At 71.9% G+C, this 23,167-nt stretch carries 20 protein-coding genes and 1 tRNA gene; 7 read left to right on the top strand and 14 right to left on the bottom strand.

Going from position 1 to position 23,167, the window contains the following annotated elements:
* Positions 1-96 precede the first annotated feature (96 nt).
* The 4 genes from metX to ACA089_RS02750 all read left to right on the top strand — a co-directional run bounded on the left by metX (position 97) and on the right by ACA089_RS02750 (position 2,410).
* Complete coding sequence (gene metX, locus ACA089_RS02765) at positions 97-1,236, top strand: homoserine O-acetyltransferase MetX (RefSeq protein ID WP_372013166.1); 1,140 nt, start codon at positions 97-99, stop codon at positions 1,234-1,236.
* Positions 1,237-1,304: 68 nt separating this feature from the next.
* Positions 1,305-1,898 (top strand): cysteine dioxygenase family protein, encoded by a 594-nt coding sequence (locus ACA089_RS02760; protein ID WP_372013164.1) that lies wholly within the window; start codon positions 1,305-1,307, stop codon positions 1,896-1,898.
* A 37-nt stretch (positions 1,899-1,935) separates the two neighbouring features.
* Positions 1,936-2,021 (top strand) — tRNA-Leu (locus ACA089_RS02755).
* A 98-nt stretch (positions 2,022-2,119) separates the two neighbouring features.
* On the top strand, positions 2,120-2,410 hold the full coding sequence (locus ACA089_RS02750) for a DUF3247 family protein (protein ID WP_372013162.1): 291 nt from the start codon (positions 2,120-2,122) through the stop codon (positions 2,408-2,410).
* An 83-nt stretch (positions 2,411-2,493) separates the two neighbouring features.
* Here ACA089_RS02750 and ACA089_RS02745 read toward each other — a convergent pair whose 3' ends face one another.
* The 8 genes from ACA089_RS02745 to ACA089_RS02710 form a co-directional block, all read right to left on the bottom strand.
* Positions 2,494-2,727: a hypothetical protein gene (locus ACA089_RS02745; protein WP_372013160.1), complete on the bottom strand. Its 234-nt coding sequence runs from the start codon at positions 2,725-2,727 to the stop codon at positions 2,494-2,496.
* 150 nt (positions 2,728-2,877) lie between these two features.
* Positions 2,878-3,321, bottom strand: coding sequence for a hypothetical protein (locus ACA089_RS02740; protein WP_372017619.1), 444 nt, complete (start codon positions 3,319-3,321; stop codon positions 2,878-2,880).
* Between the two features lie 35 nt (positions 3,322-3,356).
* Positions 3,357-3,566 carry a PspC domain-containing protein gene (locus tag ACA089_RS02735; RefSeq protein ID WP_372013158.1) on the bottom strand — a complete coding sequence of 70 codons (210 nt, stop codon included), beginning with the start codon at positions 3,564-3,566 and terminating at the stop codon, positions 3,357-3,359.
* Positions 3,567-3,597: 31 nt separating this feature from the next.
* The gene (locus tag ACA089_RS02730) at positions 3,598-3,951 is read right to left on the bottom strand and encodes a DUF5329 family protein (protein ID WP_372013156.1); all 354 of its coding nucleotides are present in this window, start codon (positions 3,949-3,951) and stop codon (positions 3,598-3,600) included.
* A 64-nt stretch (positions 3,952-4,015) separates the two neighbouring features.
* Entirely contained in the window at positions 4,016-5,101 is a 1,086-nt protein-coding gene (locus ACA089_RS02725; protein ID WP_372013154.1) for a class III poly(R)-hydroxyalkanoic acid synthase subunit PhaC, read from the bottom strand.
* Entirely contained in the window at positions 5,098-6,561 is a 1,464-nt protein-coding gene (locus ACA089_RS02720) for a poly(R)-hydroxyalkanoic acid synthase subunit PhaE (RefSeq protein ID WP_372013152.1), read from the bottom strand. The genes ACA089_RS02725 and ACA089_RS02720 overlap by 4 nt, the downstream gene beginning before the upstream one ends.
* A 66-nt stretch (positions 6,562-6,627) precedes the next feature.
* Complete coding sequence (locus ACA089_RS02715; RefSeq protein WP_372013150.1) at positions 6,628-7,242, bottom strand: CDP-alcohol phosphatidyltransferase family protein; 615 nt, start codon at positions 7,240-7,242, stop codon at positions 6,628-6,630.
* A gap of 284 nt (positions 7,243-7,526) precedes the next feature.
* Positions 7,527-9,383: a 3-hydroxybutyrate oligomer hydrolase family protein gene (locus ACA089_RS02710; RefSeq protein ID WP_372013148.1), complete on the bottom strand. Its 1,857-nt coding sequence runs from the start codon at positions 9,381-9,383 to the stop codon at positions 7,527-7,529.
* A 142-nt stretch (positions 9,384-9,525) separates the two neighbouring features.
* Between ACA089_RS02710 and ACA089_RS02705 the strand changes: the two genes are divergently transcribed.
* The gene (locus ACA089_RS02705) at positions 9,526-10,284 is read left to right on the top strand and encodes a 3-hydroxybutyrate dehydrogenase (protein ID WP_372013146.1); all 759 of its coding nucleotides are present in this window, start codon (positions 9,526-9,528) and stop codon (positions 10,282-10,284) included.
* 16 nt (positions 10,285-10,300) lie between these two features.
* Positions 10,301-10,966, top strand: coding sequence for a response regulator (locus ACA089_RS02700; protein WP_372013144.1), 666 nt, complete (start codon positions 10,301-10,303; stop codon positions 10,964-10,966).
* A gap of 308 nt (positions 10,967-11,274) precedes the next feature.
* On the opposite strand, the gene ACA089_RS02695 is transcribed toward ACA089_RS02700, so the two are convergent.
* The 3 genes from ACA089_RS02695 to ACA089_RS02685 form a co-directional block, all read right to left on the bottom strand.
* Positions 11,275-11,763, bottom strand: coding sequence for an NUDIX hydrolase (locus ACA089_RS02695; protein ID WP_372013143.1), 489 nt, complete (start codon positions 11,761-11,763; stop codon positions 11,275-11,277).
* Positions 11,764-11,819: 56 nt separating this feature from the next.
* On the bottom strand, positions 11,820-15,191 hold the full coding sequence (locus ACA089_RS02690; protein WP_372013141.1) for a PAS-domain containing protein: 3,372 nt from the start codon (positions 15,189-15,191) through the stop codon (positions 11,820-11,822).
* A gap of 118 nt (positions 15,192-15,309) precedes the next feature.
* On the bottom strand, positions 15,310-17,520 hold the full coding sequence (locus ACA089_RS02685; protein WP_372013140.1) for a TonB-dependent receptor: 2,211 nt from the start codon (positions 17,518-17,520) through the stop codon (positions 15,310-15,312).
* A gap of 170 nt (positions 17,521-17,690) precedes the next feature.
* Here ACA089_RS02685 and ACA089_RS02680 point away from each other — a divergent pair, with 170 nt between their 5' ends.
* The gene (locus ACA089_RS02680) at positions 17,691-19,094 is read left to right on the top strand and encodes a GntP family permease (RefSeq protein WP_372013138.1); all 1,404 of its coding nucleotides are present in this window, start codon (positions 17,691-17,693) and stop codon (positions 19,092-19,094) included.
* Between the two features lie 379 nt (positions 19,095-19,473).
* Here ACA089_RS02680 and ACA089_RS02675 read toward each other — a convergent pair whose 3' ends face one another.
* From ACA089_RS02675 to thrC, 3 genes are all read right to left on the bottom strand, one after another.
* Positions 19,474-20,271 carry a murein L,D-transpeptidase catalytic domain family protein gene (locus ACA089_RS02675; RefSeq protein ID WP_372013136.1) on the bottom strand — a complete coding sequence of 266 codons (798 nt, stop codon included), beginning with the start codon at positions 20,269-20,271 and terminating at the stop codon, positions 19,474-19,476.
* A gap of 51 nt (positions 20,272-20,322) precedes the next feature.
* Entirely contained in the window at positions 20,323-21,360 is a 1,038-nt protein-coding gene (locus tag ACA089_RS02670) for a L,D-transpeptidase (protein ID WP_372017617.1), read from the bottom strand.
* 188 nt (positions 21,361-21,548) lie between these two features.
* Positions 21,549-22,838 (bottom strand): threonine synthase, encoded by a 1,290-nt coding sequence (thrC, locus tag ACA089_RS02665; RefSeq protein WP_372013134.1) that lies wholly within the window; start codon positions 22,836-22,838, stop codon positions 21,549-21,551.
* Between the last annotated feature and the right edge of the window lie 329 nt (positions 22,839-23,167).

Here is a 23,167-nt window from a genome sequence, read left to right as displayed (position 1 = left end):
CCCGGTCCCCGGGGGGCTCCGCCACGCGCGCGGGAATCAGTTTCCCGCGGGACGCCCGCCAACGACGCGGGCCGATGCCGGTACACTCCGGCCCCTATGTCCCCCGCCCCGACCCACGAGTTCATCCCGCCGGGCAGCCGCTTCCACGCGCTGCCCTCGCCGTTCCCGATGAAGCGCGGCGGCGCCCTGCACGGCGCGCGCGTCGCCTACGAGACCTGGGGAACACTCGACCCGCAGCGCGGCAACGCGGTGCTGCTCGTCACCGGACTGTCGCCCGACGCGCATGCCGCCTCCAGCGCGGACGACCCCGCGCCGGGCTGGTGGGAAGCGATGCTCGGCCCCGGCAAGCCGATCGACACCGACCGCTGGTTCGTGGTCTGCGTGAACTCGCTCGGCAGCTGCAAGGGTTCCACCGGCCCGGCCTCGGTCGACCCGGCGACCGGCGCACCCTACCGGCTGACCTTCCCCGAACTGTCGATCGAGGACGTCGCCGATGCCGCGGCGGCGGTCGTGCGCGGCCTGGGGATCGGGCGGCTGGCGTGCGTGATCGGCAATTCGATGGGCGGCATGACCGCGCTGTCGCTGCTGGCGCGCCACCCCGGCATCGCCCGCTCGCACATCAACATCTCCGGCAGCGCGCGAGCCCTGCCCTTCTCCATCGCGGTGCGATCGCTGCAGCGGGAGGCGATCCGGCTGGACCCGAACTGGAACGGCGGCGACTACGACGACGACAGCTACCCGGAATCGGGCATGCGGATCGCGCGCAAGCTGGGCGTGATCACCTACCGTTCGGCGCTGGAATGGGACGGCCGCTTCGGCCGCGTGCGCCTGGACGAGTCGGCCGACCTGGGCGAGGACCCGTTCGGCCTCGAGTTCCAGGTGGAGAGCTACCTGGAAGGCCATGCGCGGCGGTTCGTGCGGCGCTACGACCCGAACTGCTACCTGTACCTGAGCCGCTCCATGGACTGGTTCGACCTCGGCGAAGCGGCCGGGGGCGACGCGATGGCGGGGCTGGCGGCGCTGGCCGCCAACGGGGTCGAGCGCGCCCTGGCGATCGGCGCCAACACCGACATCCTGTTCCCGGTCCAGCAGCAGCAGGAAGTGGCCGATGGCCTGGCCCGCGGCGGGGCCGAGGCCGGGTTCATCGGCATGGACTCGCCACAGGGGCACGACGCCTTCCTGGTCGACGTCGACCGCTTCGGCCCGGCGGTGCGCGGGTTCCTCGACTCCCTCTGACCAGTTGCACGGGAAACATTTAGCTAACGGGCGGGGCGCTACCCTGCCCGGCAGCCTGAGGATCGACCGTGCATTTCACCGGCAAGGAAAAACTGGTCGCCGCGCTGGACGCGGCGGTCCGGCTCGAGGACGAGACCGCGGTCACCGCCGCGTTGCGCGAAACGCTGGTGGCGCTGTTCGCCGACCGCGAGGTCGGCCTGCCGCGCGCGGTGCTCGAACCGATCGCCGACCACTACGCCCGGCGGGAGCTGCACGTCAGCCCGGACCTGGGCTACAGCGTGATCGCGATGACCTGGGGCCCCGGACAGGGCACCCGCATCCACGACCACGACGGCGCCTGGTGCGTGGAAGGCGTCTGGCACGGGCGCCTGGCCATCACCCAGTACGAGCCCCGCGAGCGCGACGGCGACGGGGCGCGCTGGCGCTTCGCGCGGATGGGCGACATCGAGGCCGGGCCGGGTACCGCGGGCAGCCTGATTCCCCCGCACGAGTACCACGCCATCCGCAACCCGAGCGGCGAGGACATCGCGGTGTCGCTGCACGTCTACCAGCGCCAGCTGCTGCGCTGCCACGTGTTCGTCCCGGAAGCCGCCAACGAGACCTGCGACGACGGCTGGCTGGTGCGCGAGGAACGCCTGCTCGGCACCGACGCCGCCCGATAGCAGCGCGCCCGCCGTGGCCGCTATACTGCCGGCCCGCGCCGAAGTGGCGGAATGGTAGACGCAGCGGACTCAAAATCCGCCGGCCTTAAAACCGTGTGGGTTCGAGTCCCACCTTCGGCACCACATCCCGGATCGCCTCCCGCGAGTCTGCGCCCTGCCTTCTCACGCCCCGCTCGCGCCACGCGGGGCATGCTCGTGTTTTCCGGCACGAGGAGTCGCGCATGAACGAACTGCCCGGACGCCTGCTCGCCGGCGATGACGGCATCGCCCGGCTCAATGCGCTGATCCACGCGCTGGACGACGAGGAACAGGTGCGGCTCACCCTGGACGACGGGGAGGAGCTGTCCGGCGTGGTGGCGGCGCGACCGGCGCTCCAGGTCTTCCGCCCCGCGGACGGGGCCGAGGGCTACAACGCCCTGCTGCGGCTGGAGCCGTTGGACAACGGCGACGCCGCGCCTCGTTACCTGTGGCTGGACCGGATCGTCGATGTCGTCCGGCTGGGCAGCGCCTAGCCGGCCCCGTGCCTGCTGCGCCGTGCGACACACACCGGTCCGGCGCACGCGCACGCGCACCCCGCACCGCCGTGCGTCGCGGATCAGGCCGCTGCCGCGGCCTCGTAGTGGCGCGAGACGAGGCTGGCGATCAGTTCCTCGCACAGGCTTTCCAGCGCCATGATCCGGACGGTGCCGTAACGGGCAAGCCGGACCATGTGCTCGACGTAGATCTCGCGTCCGTATTCGACGGTCTCCCGCATCGACTTGGTGAAGCCATGCGGGACGAAACCGCGGGTGCCATCCTTGCTGCCACCCACGTAAAGGACGATGCTCATTCGGCCGTTTCCTCTTCTTCTGTGTTGCGTTCGGTCGATGCGCGGCAGTGTGCACGCGCCGCCGTTACGATTCCGTGCACCAGAAGTTAGAGGCGGACTGTTGCGGTGCGCTGACGCGCACGTTGCGGTTGCCGCAGTGTCATCGCAGATTCAGCGTCGCGAACGGCCCGTCGACGGCCACCAGCCGGTGCCGTGCATGGCGTAGTGGTCGGCGGCGCGTTCGAACGGATTGCGCACCGAAATGCCGCCGCACAGCAGGTACACGGGGACGAACAGCGGGCCCAGGACCATGTACTGGTACACGTGCGCGCGTTCGTGGTCGCCCAGTCGCACCGCCGGATGCACGCAGCGTCCGGCCCGGTGCTCGTACGTCGTACACGCCGCATCCAGGTCCGGCCCGGTAGCGAGAATGACATTGCCGAGCGTCATCGCCCCGCCCGGCCCCCACGGCCAGGCCCGGAACACGAGCGCGCGGTCGCGCCGGCTGAGCACGGGCGAGGCGCCGCGGGCCACGCCCGCCAGCCCTGCAATCACGCCGACCACGCTCCACGGCATCGCCCAGGCCACGCCGAGCACCATGGCCACCGCACGCAGCGCCGCGGGCACGGCGCGGGCCATTGCGGTCCGGCTCAATCGGCTTCGTTCGGGATCAGCAGCCACAGCACGAGATAGACCAGGATGCCGGGAAAGGCGGCCGACACCAGCGAAAGCACCACGTAAATGATCCGCAACCAGGTCGAGCTCCACCCGTAGCGATGCGCGATGCCGCCGATCACGCCGGCGATCATCCGGTCGTTGAGGGAACGGGACAGGCCGGGACTGGCATTGCTCACGTTCATGCGCTGGCTCCGTCGGGCTGGCGCAGCCAGTCTAGCGCGCCGGCGTCGACGCGCGCAGGTCGGCGAGCCTTGCGCGGAACCATTCGGCGGCATCGGCTTCCGGCTGGCCGGTGCAGGACACGCGGTAGGCGCGCCCGGTCACGCTGCTGCGACTGGCCGCACGGTCGATGAAGGCTTCCGCGCTCCCCGCCTCGCCGCCCCTGCGCCCCCATTCGTACTTGCGCCGCAGGTGCGCCTGCGCTTCCGCCGCGCCGTGCCAGCGTCCATTGCGCTGGAAGCGGCAGCCCGAGTCGCCCAGGCCCGCGATCAGTGCTTCGATCTCGGCCTCGGCCAGCGCCTGTCCGGCGGATGGCTGCGCCAGCGCCGGCGCGGCGCTGGCCAGCAACAGGCACGCCGCGGCCGCGGCACGCGAACGGATGCCGGCGGTTCGCGGCGGCGGCCGCCGCACCTCAGGCGCCCTTGCGCGCCGCGAGCCAGCGGTGGATGGCCGCGGGGACCTCGCGTTGCGCCCGGCTCGACACGTAGATGCCGATGTGCCCGCCCTTGAAGCCCAGCTCGGTGTAGTCGTCGCTGCCGACCAGGCCGGCCAGCGCGCGCGACGCGTCGGGCGGCACCAGGTGGTCCTGTTCGGCGTAGATGTTCAGGACCGGCATGTCGACGAAGCCGAGGTCGACCTTTTGCCCGCCGATGGTCGCGCTGCGGTTGACGAAGGCGTTGCCCTGGTAGAACTGCTTGATGAAGTCGCGGAAGGCCTCGCCGGCCTGGTCGGGCGAGTCGAAGATCCACTTCTCCATGCGCAGGAAGTCCTCGACCGCCTTCGGGTTGTCGAGTGTGTCGACCAGGCCGACGTACTTCTGCAGGTTCAGCCGGAACGGCTTGAGCATCAGGTAGCTGGCGTTCATCAGGTCGGCCGGGACGTTGCCCAGCGCGTCGACGAAGAGGTCCACGTCCAGCTCGCGCACCCAGCTGGACAGCATGTTGTCCGGGGTCTGGAAATCGACCGGGGTGACCATGGTCACCAGGTTGCGCACCTTCTCCGGATGCAGCGACGAATAGCACAGCGAAAACGAACCGCCCTGGCACACGCCGAGCAGGTTCACCGGGCCGCCGCTGGCGTCGACCAGGTAGTCCACCGCACCATCGATGTAGCGGTTGATGTAGTCGTCCAGGGTCAGGTAGCGGTCGGAGCGGTCCGGGTAACCCCAGTCGATCACGTACACGTCCAGGCCCAGCGCGAGCAGGCCCTTCACCAGCGAGCGGTCGTGCTGCAGGTCGACCATGTACGGCCGGTTGACCAGCGCGTAGACGATCAGCAGCGGCGGCCCCTTCGCCGGCCGGGCGTCCGCACCGACGAAGCGGTAGAGCACGGTCTTGCCGTCGCGCCACACTTCCTCGCGCGCGGTCGCGCCATAGCTGACGTCCTCCACCTCGCCCAGCACGCGGGTGCCGTCGGCGAGGTGCTTCTGGAAATCCCAGGCTTCCTGTGCCAGGTCCAGCGGGTTGAACTGCAGCGGTCCGACCGGTTCGGTGCTCATCGGCTACGTCCCTTGCGCTTGCCGCCAGGCCCGTCCTTTCCGGGCGCGCCGGCGGCGATGTTTCGGCTGACCCAGTCCTTCATCGACACGACCTTGGTCGCCGGCGACGGGGCGGTCGCCGCCGTGGCCCTGGTGGACGTGCCGCTGCCGGCCGCGCGCGGCTTGCGCACGGCGGACGCGGAGGCCCGCGGTCCCTGCTGGGCCGTGGCACGGCCAGCTGCACGTCGTGCGGCCGGCGCCGGCGCGCTGGCTGCGGCGGGCACTGTCTTCGCCGCCTTCGCCGCCTTCGCCGTCGGCGGCTTCGCGGCCACCGCAGGCGTCGGCGTGCGCCGGGCCGCGGCGGGCTTCGCGGCAGGCGGCTTCGGTCCCGCCTTTTTCGGGACGCCCTTCGATGCCGTGGCAGCCTTGCCCGCTGTCGCCGCCGGAGCCGCCCGGGACGCGGGCGTCGCATGCGATGCCGCTGCGCGCGACCCGGTCACCGCCTGCTTGCGGCCGGCCGCCCGTGGCGCGGCCGCGGCGGCCTTCGGCATCGCAGCGTCCTTCGCATCGGCAGCCGCGGCACGCACATGCGTAGCCGCGCGCGCTCCGGCGCCCTTGCGCGCGGCCGGCGTGGCGCGGGGCGCCACCGTGCCGCGGCGCGCGGCGTGCAGCGCGCGGTCGAGCTCGGCGACCTTGCGGTGCAACGCATCCAGCTCGCTGCGACCGGGCAGGCCCAGCAGCGCGCCGAACTGCTCCACCTCGTGCTGCAGGCGCAGGCGCAGGCGCATCAGCGCGTTGGTCATTTCGGCATAGGCATGCCGGTACTCGGTGGACAGGGCGATCTCCGCCCAGGCCTCCTCGGCCGCGTCGATCCACAGGTCGAACAGCGCGCGCGCCGATTCCAGCCGCTTGCCAGGTGCATCGTGCTCGGCCAGCAGCCGCTCGAAGCGTGCGAACGCCGACTGCCCCGCCTGCGCCAGCTGCGCGTTGAAGGCTTCGTTGCTTTCCTCCCACTGCTGCCAGGCCAGGGCCAGCGCCTGCAGCCGCTCCTGGTGCTCGCGAGCCGGGCCGAACGCCGGGCGCTGCAGCCATTCGGCGCTCTGCTGGCGCACCGGCTTGAGCAGCATGTCCAGCAGCGGCCTCATCTGCTCCAGCCAGTCGCCACCCGCCAGGCCGCCCTGCATCGAGCGCAGCATGCCGGCGAACGGATCGGCCCCCTGCCCGCCGAGCATGTCGCGCCAGGCGGAGGCGACGTCGGCCGCGCTGCCGCCACCACTGAAATCGGCGGCCAGGCGCTGCATGCGCTGGTACCAGTCGTAGCTGCCCAGGCCCATCCCGCCGAGGCCGGGCGGCATGGCGCCGGCGAGGCTCCAGGCGTCGGGCATCCCGCCGCGGCCGAGCAGTTCGTTCCAGGTGTTCCAGTACTGCCGCGCCAGCGACTCGAAGTCGCCGCCAAGATGTCCGAACGGTGCGTTGGCCATGGATCCTCCGGTGCACCCCGATTCTAGCAGCGGCCCATGACACCCCCGCACCGCGGGGCGACCACCTCAGGGCTTGGGGATGCGCAGGGTCTTGCTGATCATCAGCGACCCGGACAGGGCGAACAGCAGCACCAGCGGATGCAGCCGCCACGGGCCCAGCTGCCAGTAGCCCCACCACAGGTCCTCGCCGATCCGGCCCAGCGAGGCGGCCACGGCCAGGACCACCACCAGCGCCAGGCTGGTCGGGATCGGCGTGCCTTCGAAGTACTTCACCTTGTCCTCGCCCTCGGACAGCGCCTCGGCGGTGACGTTGTAGCGCGCCAGGCGGCTGACCCCGCAACCGACGAAGTACGAGAGCACCAGCCAGTCCCAGCCGCCCTGCATGCCGCAGGCGTAGGCCAGCGCGGCGGGGGCCACGCCGAAGGAGATCACGTCGGCCAGCGAATCCAGTTCGCGGCCCAGGGTCGAGGACGACTTGCGCCAGCGGGCGATGCGGCCGTCGAGCGCATCGAAAATGAAGGCCAGCGGGATCAGGGCCATGCCCAGCAGCAGGTCGGAGGTGCGGCCTTCGTGCAGGAAGCGCATCGCCGCGAACACCGCGCCGGTGCCGCAGAACGCGTTGGCCAGGGTGAACCAGTCGGCCAGCTGGAAGTCGCGCAGCATCGAGAAGTGGCGGGTCATGCGGGCGTCCGCGTCGGGGGTCGCCGACAGGATACCCAGCGCCGGCGTGGAGGCGGAGTGGGCGCGGTCGCCGGCCACCCGCTCCAGGCCCTCGGGTGCGCGCCACGGAGGGCGTGCAGCACACGGCGCCCCGGGTGCGTTCCCCCACGTCGACCACCGGGGAGTCGCAACCGGTGTGGGCGGCGTCCCGATCCCGGCCGTGCGACGTCGCAGGCCACGCATCGACCTCCCCGCGCGTCGGGCGATGCGGCCGCGGGCCCGTTCCGGTGGCCGCCCCGGCTCCCTCAGTCCGGCATCGGCAGCTGCGCGGGCTCGACCGCGCCGGCGCCGCGGCCCCGTGCCTCGATCAGCGCATCGGCGGGCAGCGTCCCCTGCCCGTCGAGGTGGGCCGTCACCCGATCCAGCGCGGCATACACGTACGGCAGCATCGGCGCATAGCGCGCGCCATAGGCCGGCAGGGCGAGGAAGGCGTCGAAGTGCTCGCCATTGCGTACCTGCCAGTAACGCACCTGCCCGAGTCCGGCTTCGCGCGCCGCGGCCACGTAGGGAGCGCTGGTGAACACCGGGGGCACCAGGCCGTCGTCGGTGCCGTGCAGCACCAGCACCGGCAGGCCGGCACGGGGCATCCCCGCCTGGGTCGCCGCGATGCCGGCGCGCACGCGGTCGGCGGCCTCGCCCTTCTCCGCGTACAGGTCGCGCAGGCAGCGCAGGCCCGCGAGCGTGAGGTCCGGCGGCGCCAGCCGCGGATCGACGATGCCGACGCCATTGCCCGGCGGGATGCCGGCCGCGTCCGGCCACCACGTGCCGCGCTCGGCGCCGGTCGCCGCGCGCGGGCTGAAATCCGGGTTCTGCGCCGAAAACGCGAAGCCGCAGGGATGCGCGCCGATGCCGTAACGGCCGTAGGCCGAGGCGTAGGTCACCGCCACCGAGCGCCACAGGTCGAAGCCCACGCTCAGCGCGCCGGCCTGCAGTGCCTCGTCGGTCCAGCCGGTGGCGCGCATCCGTTCGTAGGCCGAGCGCGCCTGCGCGGCGGTGTCCGCGCCCGCGGTGATGCCCGCCGCCTGCAGCGTGGCGCAGCGCGCCGCCCACATCGGCTCGACCTGGGCACGCAACGGCGGTTGCGGGAGGCGGTCGGCGGCAAGGTGCAGGAGCGCGCACGGCATCAGCAGCGCGGCCTCGGTGCCGAAGTCGTACAGCGGGCGGCCGCCATGGCCGTCGACGAACACGTTCGGCTCGCCGGCGACGACCGCATCGAGCCAGTCGCCGTCCAGTTCGGCCGCGCGCAGCACCGCGCCGCCGCCGTTGGAGATGCCGACCGCGAGCACCCGGGTATTGTCGAAGGTGAACGGCGCCGACTGCGGGAAGGCGCGGCCGAGCGCGGACAGCGCGAATTCCGCCGCCTGCTTCACGTGCCGGCCCCAGTCGGCTTCAGGGTTGTCCCCGGAATGGGCGTGCTTGGTCGCCACGCCGCTGGCGCCGGCGGGGATCCCGGGTGCGAACGCCAGGTCGGTGGCTTCGCCGATCCGGCCCGGGGTGCCGTCCAGGCGCACGCCGACGCCGGCATCGAGATCCACGTAGTCGCTGCCCGCGCCCTTGTCGGTATAGGCGACCGCGCACCCCTTCGGCAGCGCCCACGGGCCGGCCACCGTGATCGCACCGTACACCCCGCGCGATCCCGAGGCGGGCGCGACCACCACGCAGCGCCGCTGCTGGTCGAAGGCATCGGGCACCTGCACCAGCACGCGATGCGGCTGTTTGGCGCCGGGCACCGTCGCCAGGGCGGAGTACTCGCGCCCCGGCACCGCGGCGACGCTGCCGTAGACCGTCCCGTAGCCGCCACCCGGCGACAGGTCGGCGATGCCGCGCCAGTTGCTCCAGATCGCACGCCGGCGCAGCTCGGCCGCGGTCGGGTTGGCCGCATCGGCGAAGGCCGGTGGTGCCATCGCGCGCAGGCCATCCAGGCCGAGGCCGGCGGTGAGCAGGTCGTCGCTGCCACGGTGTTCGGTGACGCGCTGCGGTTCGATCATGGCGGTTCCGGCGTCGCGGGCGTCGCGTTTGGAGGCGCTGCCGCAGGCGGCCAGGAGGCCGGAGCCGAGGACCAGCAGCGGGAGCATCAGGCGTGGTGCGACGGGATGGCGCATGGCGGGGGCCGGCATGAGGGATGCTGGCACGCTACCGGCGCCGGCCGCGCGCGTCATCGTACTTTGGTACCAAGCCGGTGCGGGCCGCGCTTGCTAAGCTGGCCGCGGCGAACGCCACACCCCCGCCCATCCGGACGTCCCCATGCGCAGCATCCTCATCACCGGCGCGGCCAGCGGCATCGGCGCCGGCATCGCCCACGCCCTGGCCGCCGCCGGCCACCACGTCATCGTCAGCGACCTGGGCCTGGACGGCGCCGAGGCGGTGGCGGCGGGCATCCGCGGCCAGGGCGGCTCGGCCGAAGCCGTAGCCCTGGACGTGACCTCCGACGACAGCGTCGCCGCGGCCCTGGCTTCGATCTCCCGCCCGGTGGACGTGCTGGTCAACAACGCCGGCCTCCAGCACGTCTCGCCGCTGGAGGAATTCCCGGTGGCGAAGTGGGATTTCCTGGTCCAGGTGATGCTGGTCGGCGTGGCCCGCCTGACCCGCGCGGTGCTGCCGGGGATGCGCGAGCGCGGCTTCGGCCGGATCGTCAACATCGGCAGCATCCACGCCCTGGTCGCCAGCCCGTACAAGAGCGCCTACGTGGCGGCCAAGCACGGCCTGGTCGGCTTCTCCAAGGTGATCGCGCTGGAGACGGCCGACACCGACATCACCATCAACACGGTCTGCCCCAGCTACGTGAAGACGCCGCTGGTGGACCGCCAGATCGCCGACCAGGCCCGCACCCGCGGCATCTCCGAAGCCGACGTGGTCAGCCAGGTCATGCTCAAGCCGATGCCCAAGGGCGTGTTCATCGGGATGGACGAACTGGCCGGCACCACCGCGTTCCTCATCTCGCCGGCCGCGCGCAACATGACCGGCCAGACCCTGGTGCTGGACGGCGGCTGGACGGTGCAGTAGCCGCCCTGCCCCGACGATGCCGACCCTGCTGATCGCCGACGACCATCCGCTGTTCCGCGCGGCCCTGCGCGGCGCGGCCGCCGACGCCGTGGCCCAGCTGCAGGTACTGGAGGCCGAATCGCTGGACGGCGTGCTGGCCGCGCTCGAATCGCGCGCCGACATCGACCTGGTCCTGCTCGACCTGCACATGCCCGGCAACCATGGCCTGGCCGGCCTGGCCGCGATCCGCGCGCAGTACCCGGCGGTGGCGGTGGTGGTGGTCTCGGCCAACGACGACCCGCGCGTGGTCCGCCGCGCGCTCGACCATGGCGCCGCCGGCTACCTGCCCAAGAGCTCGGGACTGGACGAACTGCGCGAGGCGATCCGCAGCGTGCTGGCCTGCGAGCAGTGGCTGCCGGCTTCGCTGCGCGCCGCGGTGTCGCGCGCGCAGTCCTCGCACCAGGACACCGAGCTGGCCGCCCGCCTGGCCAGCCTGTCGCCACAGCAGTTCCGCGTGCTCAGCCTGGTCGCCCAGGGCCTGCTCAACAAGCAGATCGCCGACCGGCTGGACGTGCAGGAACGCACGGTCAAGGCGCACCTGTCGGCGATCTTCGAGCGGCTGGGCGTGCGCAACCGGACCCAGGCCGGCGTGGTCCTGCGCGAGCTGGAGCTCAGCGACCCGAGCCGGCAGATCGAGGCCTGAGCGCGGCGCGTGGAACCGCGCGCGGGCCGCGCAGGCGCCGCGACCGCTGGTCATTTTTCCGCCAACCCTCTTGACGCGCCCGCCCTGCAAGGCGCGGCGGAGGTTATCCACACGATTGTCCGCAAACCATCCACACGGGGTGTGGAAAACGCGTGACCGGGCCGGGCGCCCCTGGTGAAAAAACCGCCACCCATCTTGACAGCCTTGCCGCGCAAGCCGCCGGCGCGGTTATCCACACGCTTTTCCATCCGCTTTCCACACCCGGTGTGGACAAGCGCGCGCGCCGTGGAACACGCGCCATCGAACGATCACAGTCGCGACCAGCTCCAGGACTGCATCTTCCCGTCGCGGTACGGCATCACCCCGTGGAAGGCGCGCGGGTCGGCGTCGAACACCAGGGGCAGGAACTGGCGGTCGCCGTCCCACAGCGGCAGCTCGAGGATGCGGTCGACCTCGACCCATTCCAGCGTGCCCTCCGGATTGGACGCCAGCGGGGTGCCGCTCCAGCCGTCGATCACGAAGACGAAGCCGAGCCAGTCCTCGCCGTTCTTGCCGAAGCCCGGCCAGCTGATCGTGCCGCGCAGCTGCATCGATCCGCACTCGATGCCGGCCTCCTCGCGGATCTCGCGGCGCATGCAGGCCACCACGTCCTCGTCGCGCTCGATCTTGCCGCCCAGCCCGTTGTACTTGCCCAGGTGCAGGTCCCCGGGCCGCGCGTTGCGGTGGATCATCAGCACCCGCCTGCGGTCGGGCGAGAGCACGTAGCCGAGCGTGGCGACGATGGGGGTGTAGGGCATGGGCCGGTCCTGCGCGGAAAGACCGCGATTCTACCGGCGACCGGCCGTGCCGCCGGCTAGCGGCGCGCGGCCGCGAGCATGCGGTCCAGCACCGACTTCAACGCCAGCGGGCGCACCGGCTTGGCCAGCAGGCCCAGTTCGGCCTCGAGCACCGCGCTGCGCGTGGCCTCGCCGGCATCGGCCGACAGCACCAGGCAGGGCGCGGCGCCATAACGGCCGGCCAGGCGCGCGGCCAGCAGCACGCCGGTGTCGCCCCGGTCGAGGTGGTAGTCGAACAGCCACAGGTCCGCCGGCTGCCGCGCCAGCGCCGCCGCGGCGCCATCGCCATCGGCGGCGGCGGCCACCTCGCAGCCCCAGCGCGACAGCAGCTGGGCCAGCGCCGCCAGCGCGTCGGCATCGTTGTCCACGAGCAGCACCCGGCGGCCGGCCAGCCCCGCGCCCGCGGGCGTCGACCCCGTCGATGCGGTGGCCGGCGGCGACGCGCGCGCCACCTCCACCGCGAACACCGACCCGTGGCCCGGCCGGCTGCGCAGCGTCAGCGGTGCCTGCAGCAGGCCGGCGATGCGGTCGGCGATGGACAGCCCCAGGCCCAGGCCCTGCCCCGGCGCGTCGTCGCCACGGCGGAACTCCTCGAAGATCGCCGCCCGCGCGTCCTCGGCGATGCCCGGGCCGGTGTCGTGCACCTCGATGCGGACGCGGCCGCCGCGCCGGCGCACGCCGATCACGACGTGGCCTTCGGCGGTATAGCGCACCGCGTTGGCGAGGAAGTTCTGCAGCACCCGCCGCAGCAGCTGCGGGTCGCTGTGCACCCAGGCCGTCGTGGCCCGGTAGCCGAAGCGCAGGCCCCGCTCGCCGGCCAGTATCCGGAACTGCTCGGCCAGCGGCGCCAGCACCTCGTCCAGCGGGAAAGCGCGCGGCGCCGGCACCAGCCCGCCGGCTTCCAGCCGCGACATGTCGAGCAGCCCGGTGAGCAGGTCGGTGGTGGAGTCCAGCGCACCGCCGAGCTGGCGCAGGGTTTCGCGTGGCGGCGGCGCCTGCGCGGGCTGCGCGTCGCTCCCGCCCGGGGGCGCCGAAAGCTGCTGCGACAGCGAGTCGACGAACAGTTGCGCCGCGTGCAGCGGCTGCAGCAGGTCGTGGCCGATCGCGGCCAGGAACCGGCTCTTGGCGTCGTTGGCGTGCTCGGCCTCCTGCTTGGCGGTTTCCAGCAGCGCGGTGCGTTCGACCACGCGCTGCTCGAGCGTCTCGTTGGCCCGGATCAGCGCGTGCTCGGCCCGGCGGAACGCGGTCACGTCGGTGAAGGTGGCGACGAAGCCCCCGCCGGGCATCGGGTTGCCGCGGATCTCGACGATGCTGCCGTCCGGGAACACCCGCTCCGTCAGGTGCGGGCTGCCGTGTCGCATGAACGCCAGGCGCCGCTCCACCGCGCGCGCGACCTGGCGCTCGTCCGGCGCCACCGCCTCGCGCCGCAGCGACCACGCCGTCAGCTCGGCGATCGGCCGGCCGACCTGCAGCAGTTCGTCCGGGTAGCCGAACAGTTCCGCGTAGCGGCGGTTCCAGGCCACCAGCCGCTGCTCGCGGTCGATCACGCTGATGCCCTGGCTCATGTTCTGCAGCGCCGCCTGCAGCACCTGCTGGTTGAAGCGCAGGTCCTGCGAGGCCTCGCCGACGATCGCCGCGACCGTGTCCAGGTCGCCGCTCTCGCGCCGCGCCGCGTCCAGCAGCAGGCGCGCGGAGGCCGAACCGAGCACCGCCGACAGCTCGCGCTCCACCCGCGCCTCGATCACCACCGGCACCGGGCCGCTGCGCGGGGCCTGGGCCAGCAGCTCGGCCACCTTCTCGCCCGACAGGAAGCGGCGTCCGGCATCGCGCAGCGCATCGGCGTCGAGGTTGCGGCTGGCCCGGTGCGGCGCCTCGCGCCGCCACGCCATGGCCAGCAGCGTGACCAGCGTGCCCATGAACAGGCTGGCGCCCACCGCGCGTCCGAGCGGGCTCCAGCCGGTCAGGCCGAACAGCCCGTTCGGCGCCAGCCAGCGTTGCCCGAGCGGGCCGCCGTCGAGCCAGTACGCGTCGATGCCGCCGGCCGCGGCCAGGGTCGGCGCCAGCAGCACCCACGCCCAGGTCACGAATGCGGCGACCACGCCGGCGATGGCCGCGCGCGGCGGGGTCTGCGGCCGCCACACCGCGAACGCCAGCACCGGCGCCAGCGTGGCCAGCGCCGAGAACGACAGCGCGCCGACGTCGGCCAGCGCCTCGCTGCCGGCCACCAGCCGGCTGTAGGCCCACGCCAGCAGCATGATCGCGGCGATGCCGGCGCGGCGCAGCCGGATCAGCTCGCCGCGGCGGTCGCCCCCGCCATCGCGCGACCACGCGCCGCGCAGCAGGCCCGGCGCGAACCAGTGGTTGCCGATCATCAGGCTCAGGGTCAGGGTGCTGACCACGACCATGCCGGTGGCCGCGCTGAGCCCGCCGAGGAACGCGAACAGCGCCACGCCCTCGTGTCCCTGAGAGAACGGCAGGGCCAGCGCATACATGTCCGAAGGCACCGCGTCGCCCAGCAGGGCGCGCCCGGCGTGGGCCAGCGGCAGGGTCGGCGCGGCGATCAGCAGCAGGTACAACGGGAACAGCCAGCGCGCGGTACGCACGTCGCGTTCGTCGCGGCACTCGACCACGCCGACGTGGAACTGGTGCGGGAGGATGAACATCGCCAGGCCGCCGAGCAGCACCAGCGGCAGGAACCCGCCGGCCGGCGAGGCCGGCGGCGGCGGCAGCCGTGCATCCGGCAGCGGATCCAGTCCGAACCAGACGAACGCGCCCAGCGCCAGCATCGCCGCCAGCTTGAACAGCGACTCGAACGCCATCGCCAGCACCAGCCCGCGGTTGTGCTCGGCCGCGCTGGCGCGGCGGGTGCCGAACAGCATCGCGAACAGGGCCATCGCCAGGGCCACGTACAGGGCGCCGTCGCGCCAGAACGGGCCGCCTTCGGCCGCGCTGCGGGTCAGCGTGGCGAAGCTCATGGTCACCGCCTTCAGCTGCAGGGCGATGTAGGGGATCAGGCCGAGCGCGGCGACCGCGGTGACGGTGGCCGCCAGCCACGCGTCCTTGCCGAGCCGGGTGGCGATCAGGTCGGCGAGCGAGGTGGCGTTGGTTTCCCGGGCCAGCCGCACCAGGCGGACCATGAAGGCGATGGCCGCGGCGTAGAACAGGATCGCGCCGACGAAGGTCGGCGGCAGCGGCCAGCCATAGCGCGCGGCCTGGGTCACGGTGCCGTAGAACGTCCAGCTGGTGCAGTGCACCGCCAGCGACAGCGCGTAGACATGGCGCCAGCGCCCGGCGAACAGCGCCGGGTGGCGCTCGCCGTACAGCGCGGTGCCGAACATCAGCGCCAGCCATGCCAGGCCGGCCAGGGCCACCAGCCACAGGCTCAGCATGGCCCCTCAGCGTCCGGTCGCACCGTCTTCCCCATCGCGATTCCCGTGGCCAGCATAACGCGACGGCGGCGGGCCGAAGCCCGCCGCCGTATCCTCCCGCGGAGAGGGGACGCCGCGGTCAGAAGTCGTAGCGGGCCATCAGGCTGTACTGGCGCGGCGGACCGTAGAAACCGGTCAGCACGCCGTACGCGGCGATGTTGTAGCCGGTGGTCCGGTACTCCTCGTCGGCCAGGTTGGTGCCCTGCAGCGACAGGGTCCAGGCGTCGTTGACGTTCCAGATCACGCCGGCGTTGACCAGGCCGTAACCGTCCTGCCTGATCGCCGGGCTCAGGTCGGTGGTCGGCCACACCTCGCTCTGGTAGGCGTAGGTCACCCGCGCGGACAGGTTGCCGCCGTTGTCCAGCGCGGTGCGCCATTCGGCGTTGAGCGCGCCGGAGAATTCCGGGGCGTTGGTGAAGTACTGGGTGTCGGCGATGTTGACCCCGCCGCTCATGAACTCGTCGTACTTCGCGTCCAGCCAGGCCAGGTTGCCGCTGATCAGCCAGTGCTCGGTCGGCAGGAACTGGTATTCCACCTCCACGCCCTGCACGGTGCCCTTGCCGGCGTTGGTGAAGTCGCCGAAGAAGCTCTGGCTGCCGTTGGGCAACGTGTACGAGGTGAACACCGACAGCTGGATGTCTTCGTACTGGTTGTAGAAGTAGGCCAGGTTCAGGAACATCCGCTGGTCCAGGAACGACATCTTGCTGCCGATCTCGTAGCTGTCGACCTGCTCGTCCTGGAACGGCTCGCCCGAGCGCGGCACCGCGGTGGTGTTGGCGCGGATGTTGTAGCCGCCGGACTTGAAGCCGCGGCTGAAGGACAGGTAGCCCATGATGTCCTGCGTGAACTGGTAGTCCAGCGAGGCCTTGGGCGAGAAGTTCTGGAAGTTGACCGTCTTGTCGAAGTTGGCCGCCGTGCCCCACGCGGTGGTGTACTGGGGCGTGGTGTAGAACCGGTTGAGGGCGACGGCGTGCTTGTCCTCGTCGGTGTAGCGCGCGCCGACGTCCAGCTTCAGCTGCTCGGTCAGGTCGAAGGTCCAGTCGGCGTAGACGGCAATACTGCTGGTGTTGACGTAGCCCTGGGTGTCGCCGAACAGCGGATTGGTCAGCGCGGTGGGCAGCGCCGGGTTCCAGAAGTAGTTCAGCACCTGGCCGCCGGCATCGCCGTTGAACCAGTACAGCCCCATCACGCCGCGCGAGCGGCCGCCGGCATCGAAGTTGGCCTGCAGCTCGTTGCTGACCTGCTCGTCGTTGTAGAAGGCCTCGACGTCCACCAGCTTGAGCGGGGTGGTGTCGAAGTCGATCATGGTGTGGGTGTCGGACTCGCGCTTGGCGGCGACGTACTTCAGCGCCCAGTCCTCGTTGAGGCGCCAGTTCACCGTCATCGACGCACCCTTCATCGTGGTGTCGTTGACGTTGCCCATGCCGCTGCGGATGTCGTAGCGGTCGTCCAGCGGCGGATACGCCGGCGCCAGCGGGTTGGGCGCCAGCATCTTCGCGCCGCGCACGCCGGACTGGTCGTCCATCCAGTCCAGCGAGAACTGCACGTCGAAATCCTCGCTGGCGAAGGCGCCGAACTGCGCGCGGACCGCGTTGATCTCCTTGTCGCTGACCGGCTGGCCGTTGGCCAGGTTCTCGCCGAAGCCGTCGCGGGTCATGCTGGCCACGGCCACCCGGCCGCGCAGCACCCCGTCGCCGATCGAGCCGCCGATGCCGGCCTTGGCGTCGAGCTGGCTGTAGTTGCCCACGGTCAGCGAGGCGAAGCCCTCGGTCTCCTCGCGCAGGCCGCGCGAGACGTACTTGATCGCGCCACCGATGGTGTTCTTGCCATACAGCGTGCCCTGCGGGCCGCGCAGCACCTCGATCCGCTCGACGTCGAACACGTCCAGCAGCGCGCCCTGCGGGCGGGCGATGTAGACGTCGTCCAGGTAGATGCCCACGCCCGGGTCCACGCCCCACAGCGGATCGGCCTGGCCGATGCCGCGGATGTAGGCGGTGACCGTGCTGGTCGAGCCGCGCGCGGCGTAGATGGTCAGGTTCGGCACCTGGCTGTCGAGGTCGCCGAGGTCCTTGATGTTCAGCGTGTCCAGCGCCTCGGGCGTGAACGCGGTCACCGCCACCGGCACGTCCTGCAGGGTTTCCTCGCGCTTGCGCGCGGTCACGGTGACCGTGTCCAGCTGGGTGGCCTTGACCTCCTCCTGCCCGGCCGCGGCCTGCTCCTGCGACCACGCCGACGACGCCGGCGCCACCAGCACGCAGCCGATCGCCAGGCTCAGATACTTGCGCTTCATTCGGTCCCCTCCTCCCAGAGTGCAGACATGGCGGCGGGCACGTGCCGCCGATGCTGCGCATCCTGCGTGAAGGCCCCGGCCCGCGGCATCGTCCGTTGGTACAGTGGGCCGCACGCCGGCCGCTGCGGATACTGCGCCGCATCCGCCATGGGAGGCGGACGGGGTGGGCGATGTCGTTGTTGATCGTGCTGGCGGCGCTGGCGTTCCTGATGGTGGTCGCCTACCGCGGCTACAGCGTGATCCTGTTCGCCCCGGTCGCGGCGATGGGCGCGGTGCTGTTCACCGACCCCTCGCTGGTCGCGCCGATGTTCACCGGCCTGTTCATGGAGAAGATGGTCGGCTTCCTGAAGCTGTACTTCCCCGTGTTCCTGCTCGGCGCGGTGTTCGGCAAGCTGATCGAGATCTCCGGCTTTTCCCGCTCGATCGTGGCGGCCACCATCCGCCTGGTCGGGGCCGGGCGGGCGATGCTCTCGATCGTGCTGGTCTGCGCGCTGCTTACCTACGGCGGCGTGTCGCTGTTCGTGGTGGTGTTCGCGGTCTACCCGTTCGCCGCCGAGCTCTTCCGCCAGAACGACATCCCCAAGCGGCTGATCCCCGGCACGATCGCCCTGGGCGCGTTCACCTTCACCATGGACGCGCTGCCCGGCACGCCGCAGATCCAGAACATCATCCCCACCGGATTCTTCGGCACCACCTCGTGGGCGGCACCGTGGCTGGGCACCATCGGCGGGGTCTTCATCCTGGTGGTCGGCATGGCCTACCTGGAATGGCGCCGCCGCGCCGCGCACCGCGCGGGCGAAGGCTACGGCGACCCGGCGACGCTGCTCAACGAGCCCGCGCCGTTCCCGGGCGGACGCCTGGCCAGTCCGCTGCTGGCGATCCTGCCGCTGCTGCTGGTGGGCATCAGCAACCTGGTGTTCACCCGCCTGGTCCTGCAGGGCTACGGACCCAGCCACGAATTCATCCCCTCGGCGATCGGCAACGCGGTGCCGGTGGTGCAGGAAGTGCCCAAGGTCGCGGCGATCTGGGCGGTCCAGGGCGCGCTGCTGGTCGGCATCGGCTCGATCCTGGTGCTGGCCTGGAAGCCGGTCGCGGCCAGCTTCGCCGAAGGATCGCGCAACGCGGTCGGCGGCGCCCTGCTGGCCTCGATGAACACCGCGTCGGAGTACGGCTTCGGCGCGGTGATCGCCGCGCTCCCCGGGTTCCTGGTGGTCGCCAACGCGCTGGGCGCGATCCCCAACCCGCTGGTCAACCAAGCGGTCACGGTCACCGCGCTGGCCGGCATCACCGGCTCGGCGTCCGGCGGCCTGAGCATCGCCCTGGCGGCGATGGGCGAGACCTTCATCGCCAACGCGCAGGCCTACGCCATCCCGATGGACGTGCTGCACCGGGTGGCCTCGATGGCCTCCGGCGGCATGGACACCCTGCCCCACAACGGCGCGGTGATCACCCTGCTGGCGGTGACCGGCCTCACCCACCGCCAGGCCTACAAGGACATCTTCGCCATCACCGTGATCAAGACCCTGGCGGTGTTCTTCATCATCGCGGTGTTCTACGCGACCGGCTGGGTCTGATATCGCCGGGTGACCAACGCGTTCGCCTGTCTTCCGTTCGTCCGCGCAGCCGGATATCGCCGGCGTCCGCAGGGGAAGAGGGAGATCGGCTTATACGACCGGGTCACGGCCTTGCCGTCGCATGCCGGAGTTCCGCCCACCCGCCAGGATCGGGCGCGGTGCCGCCTGACGCGAGGCAAGGGAGGAGGCAGCGGCCGCAAGCCGTTGCCGGAGGACAGGCGCGGCAGGCGGCATCGCACCCCACCCCCACCCACAAATCCATGCCGGCCTGGCAAAGAAGGCAGCGGCCGCAGGCCGTTGCCGGGGGACGGGAGCCGCAGGTGGTATCGCGCCGGGCGCACCCGCCAGCCCATGCCGGGCGGCTGCCGTCACCCCGGACTCAGTGTGCGTTCCCGACAGATCCGGCGGGTCCGTGCGCCGCCAGGGCGTGCGCCGCTCCCCCGCAGTCCCCGCTGAGCAGGCGCGAGCGCTGCAGCCAGTCACGGTCCGGGTAGTAGGCGAAGACGAAGGTGCCGCCGCGGATCGAATCGATCAGCTGCCGGGCCACGGCCGGACGCACCGCCGGGCAGCCGAGGCTCCGGCCAAGCCGCCCCTGCAGCTTGGCCGCGGCCGGGTTCACGTACGGCGCCCCGTGGATGACGATGGCGCGGTCGCGGGCCTTGTCGTTGAAGCCCGGCTCCAGCCCGCGCAGCCGCAGCGAGTAGCCGTTGCCGCCGTTGTAGGTCTCCTGCGCGGTGAAGCCGCCCAGGCTGGTCATGTAGCTGCCGTCGCGGTTGGAGAAGCGCGTGGTCAGGTTCTCGCCGCTGTTGCGGCCGTGGGCCACCCATTCCTCGAACAGCAGCTTCTGCCGGGCGAGGTCGAAGACCCACAGCCGCGGCTCGGTGGACGGGCGCGAGTAGTCGATGATCCCGAGCCGCTGCGGATCGATGCCGAACTCCGGATGCCGCAACGCGCACGACATCGCCCGCGCCGCCAGCTGCAGCACGTCCTGGCTCGCGGCCGGCGCGGCCCGCGCCAGCAGGCCGGCCAGGTCGGGGCCGCCGGCGCCCACGGGCGTCGGCGCCACCGGAATCGCGGGGGGCGGAAGCAGCGACCGGTTCGAGGCCGGGTTGGCGGCCGCCGGCACCAGCAGCGGAGTCAGGGCCAGCCAGCGGGCTGCCGAATACAGGAGTTTCATGCGACGCACGTGTTCAAGGGCAGGCAGGCCCGGCGCCTGCCCAGACCATACTCAGGAGTCTGGGCCCTCGGCGTCCGATTCCAACACGGGCTGGGACTGCTGTTCAGCGTCCAGCGGGCGCATCGCCGGCAGGTCGGTGACCAGCAGGGTCGTGCCCGGGACCAGCACATCGTACAGGCGCCGGCCGAAATCCGGCGGCAGCCGCACCGGCAGGCTGGGCCGCTCGAGCAGGTCGAGCGGCAGGGTTCCGGCCGGCAGCGACGCCCCGCCGGCGCCCGGCCCGGCGTCCTGCAGGATCGGGTAGGCGGTCCAGCGGTGGCCCGGGCGCCCCGGGTCGAGGACGCTGGCATTGGCGCTGGCGCCCTCGCCCATCACGAACAGCGTGGTCCCGGCGAAGCCGAGGTCCCCGGAGAGCAGCTCCAGCGGCGCCTCGCCGATCGGCACGCCGGCGCGCAGCACGTAGATCCGCTTGTCGGAGAGGCTGACCACGATCCCCACCTGCCCGGCCGGGGCGACGGTGTCGTCCCAGCTGTAACCCGGACCGCCGGCCTCCGGCACCGCCAGCGGCAGGCCCTTGGCGCTCACCGGCGCCAGCACCGCCGGATAGACCAGGGTGGTCGGCGCGGCGCGCGCGTCGGACACCACCACCGTGTCGCCGTTGCGGGTGATCGCGAACAGCTTCTCGGCGAACGGGTGCGGCAGGCGCACGCAGCCGTGGGAGGCCGGGTAGCCCGGCAGCGCGCCGCCGTGCAGCGCGATGCCGTCCCAGGTCAGCCGCTGCATGTAGGGCATCGGCGCGTTGTTGTAGAGGTTTGAGCGGTGGTCCTTGTTCTTCTGCAGGATGGTGAACACCCCGGTCGGGGTGTCCTTGCCCGGCTTGCCCGAGCTGATCGTCGACACGCCGATGGCGATGCCGTTGCGGTAGACGTAGGCGCGCTGCTCGTCGAGGCTGACCACCAGCACCACCGGCCCGGACGGCGCGATCTCCGGGTGCCAGAGGAACTCGCCCGGCTTCAGGTCGAGCGGACCGCGCGGCGCGTCCTGGGCCAGCGCCGCGGTGGCCGCGAGCAGCAGCAGCGTGGCCAGCATGCGCAGCGGACGGCGCCTGCGGACGGGTTCGGGCCTGCCTGTCGTTGCCATGCGGTGTCCTCGGTCGGGGCCCGGCGGGCACGAGGCTCGCGCCGGGCATTCGTGGCGATCCTAGGACACCCGTGCCCGCGGCGGCCATGGGGCCATGGGCCATCGCCGACGCCACCGGTGATGGCGGCGCGCCGCGCTCACGCCAGCAGCTGCGCCCGCAGTGCGTCGTACTCCGGCGGCACCGGCGCGGCCTGCGCCGGGCGCGCCAGCAGTTCGGCCAGCGCCGGCGGCACCTCGACCGCGTGGCCGACCAGCGGCTCGACCACCGATTCGAACTTGGCCGGATGCGCGGTGGACGCCACTGCCAAGTCGCCATCCACGCCGTCGGCGCGCAGCGTCTCCAGCACGTGCACCGCGGTGGCCGTGTGCGGGCAGAACACTTCGCCATGGCGCTCCCAGCGCTTCCGGATCGTGGCCTGGATGGTGGCGTCGTCCACCGACACCGCGGTGAACGCCGCGCGCAGCGCCGCGTCGTCGCCGGCATACAGCCAGCGCAGCCGCTCGAAGTTGCTCGGCGCGCCCACGTCCATCGCGTTGGCCAGGGTCGCCACGCTGGCGCGCGGCGCGTAGTCGTCGCCGGCGAAGTATTCCGGCAGCACCCGGTTGGCGTTGGTCGCCAGCACGATGCGTCCGACCGGCACGCCCTGCGCGCGGGCCAGGATGGCGGCCATCGCGTTGCCGAGGTTGCCGGTCGGGATGACGAAGTCGAGCTCGCGACCGGTCGCAGCGCGATGGGTCAACGCAGCGTGGGCGTAGTAGCTCATCTGCGGCAGCAGCCGGCCCAGGCTGATGCTGTTGGCCGAACTCAGCGGAACCTGCGCCTGCAGCGTCGCATCGTTGAGCGCGCGCTTGACCAGCGCCTGGCAGTCGTCGAACGAGCCCGCCACCCGCAGCGCCCTGACATTACCGCCGAAACAGCCAAGCTGGTGCGCCTGCCGCGGCGACACGCGTCCGTCCGGATACAGCACCAGCACGCGCAGGCCCGGCTGGCCATGGAAGGCCGCGGCCACCGCCGCGCCGGTATCGCCCGAGGTGGCGACCAGGATGGTCAGCGGCCTGGCTTCGTCGCGGCGGATCCTCGCCAGGCACGCGGCCAGGAAGCGCGCGCCGACGTCCTTGAACGCCGCGGTCGGGCCATGGAACAGCTCGAGCACGTGGTCGCCCGGGGTGGCCAGCGGCTTGAGCGGCACCGGGAAGTCGAACGCCTCGCGGCAGATCGCCGCCAGCTCCGGCGCCAGCGCGTCGCCATCGAAGAACGGCGCCAGCAGCGTGGCAGTGGTGGCGGCCAGGTCCACGCCGGCCTCCAGGTTGCGCGCGACCGGCAGCTTTTCCGGCACGTAGAGCCCGCCATCGGGCGCCAGCCCGGCGGCGATGGCGTCACTGAGCGAGCTGGCGGGGGAATTGTTGCGGGTGGAAATGAAGTTCATGGCATTCCATCGTTTTGAAGTTTCGACAGACCTTTGATCGAGCGCCGTCGATGTTGCATCCACTTATGCACTTACCGTCGCACTCGCCGTTGCCGTTGCCGTTGCCGTTGCCGTTTGCCGTTGCCGTTTGCCCTTGCCGTTTGCCCTTGCCGTTTGCCCTTGCCGTTTGCCCTTGTCGTTGCCCTTGCCGTTGCCGTTGCCGTTGCCGTTGCCGTTGCCGTTGCCGTTGCCGTTGATCGTCGCTCTTCACCTTCCCCGCCGGTAAAGCGGGCCGAGCATCGCAGGATGACGGGGCCGAAGAGCTGCCCTTGTCTGAGCGAAGCGAGTTT

The sequence above is a fragment of the Pseudoxanthomonas fibrivorans genome (genome assembly GCF_041464125.1).
GTDB lineage: Bacteria > Pseudomonadota > Gammaproteobacteria > Xanthomonadales > Xanthomonadaceae > Pseudoxanthomonas.
Note: the sequence above shows the minus strand (reverse complement) of the source record. Positions and strands in the feature narration are given on the sequence as shown.

Bases quoted from the DNA above. Each gene is read 5' to 3' on its own strand.
- metX (WP_372013166.1), top strand. From the start codon at position 97: ATGTCCCCCGCCCCGACCCACGAGTTCATCCCGCCGGGCAGCCGCTTC.
- ACA089_RS02750 (WP_372013162.1), top strand. From the start codon at position 2,120: ATGAACGAACTGCCCGGACGCCTGCTCGCCGGCGATGACGGCATCGCC.
- ACA089_RS02745 (WP_372013160.1), bottom strand. From the start codon at position 2,727: ATGAGCATCGTCCTTTACGTGGGTGGCAGCAAGGATGGCACCCGCGGT.
- ACA089_RS02735 (WP_372013158.1), bottom strand. From the start codon at position 3,566: ATGAACGTGAGCAATGCCAGTCCCGGCCTGTCCCGTTCCCTCAACGAC.
- ACA089_RS02725 (WP_372013154.1), bottom strand. From the start codon at position 5,101: ATGAGCACCGAACCGGTCGGACCGCTGCAGTTCAACCCGCTGGACCTG.
- ACA089_RS02720 (WP_372013152.1), bottom strand. From the start codon at position 6,561: ATGGCCAACGCACCGTTCGGACATCTTGGCGGCGACTTCGAGTCGCTG.
- ACA089_RS02715 (WP_372013150.1), bottom strand. From the start codon at position 7,242: ATGACCCGCCACTTCTCGATGCTGCGCGACTTCCAGCTGGCCGACTGG.
- ACA089_RS02710 (WP_372013148.1), bottom strand. From the start codon at position 9,383: ATGCGCCATCCCGTCGCACCACGCCTGATGCTCCCGCTGCTGGTCCTC.
- ACA089_RS02705 (WP_372013146.1), top strand. From the start codon at position 9,526: ATGCGCAGCATCCTCATCACCGGCGCGGCCAGCGGCATCGGCGCCGGC.
- ACA089_RS02700 (WP_372013144.1), top strand. From the start codon at position 10,301: ATGCCGACCCTGCTGATCGCCGACGACCATCCGCTGTTCCGCGCGGCC.
- ACA089_RS02695 (WP_372013143.1), bottom strand. From the start codon at position 11,763: ATGCCCTACACCCCCATCGTCGCCACGCTCGGCTACGTGCTCTCGCCC.
- ACA089_RS02690 (WP_372013141.1), bottom strand. From the start codon at position 15,191: ATGCTGAGCCTGTGGCTGGTGGCCCTGGCCGGCCTGGCATGGCTGGCG.
- ACA089_RS02685 (WP_372013140.1), bottom strand. From the start codon at position 17,520: ATGAAGCGCAAGTATCTGAGCCTGGCGATCGGCTGCGTGCTGGTGGCG.
- ACA089_RS02680 (WP_372013138.1), top strand. From the start codon at position 17,691: ATGTCGTTGTTGATCGTGCTGGCGGCGCTGGCGTTCCTGATGGTGGTC.
- ACA089_RS02675 (WP_372013136.1), bottom strand. From the start codon at position 20,271: ATGAAACTCCTGTATTCGGCAGCCCGCTGGCTGGCCCTGACTCCGCTG.
- ACA089_RS02670 (WP_372017617.1), bottom strand. From the start codon at position 21,360: ATGCTGGCCACGCTGCTGCTGCTCGCGGCCACCGCGGCGCTGGCCCAG.
- thrC (WP_372013134.1), bottom strand. From the start codon at position 22,838: ATGAACTTCATTTCCACCCGCAACAATTCCCCCGCCAGCTCGCTCAGT.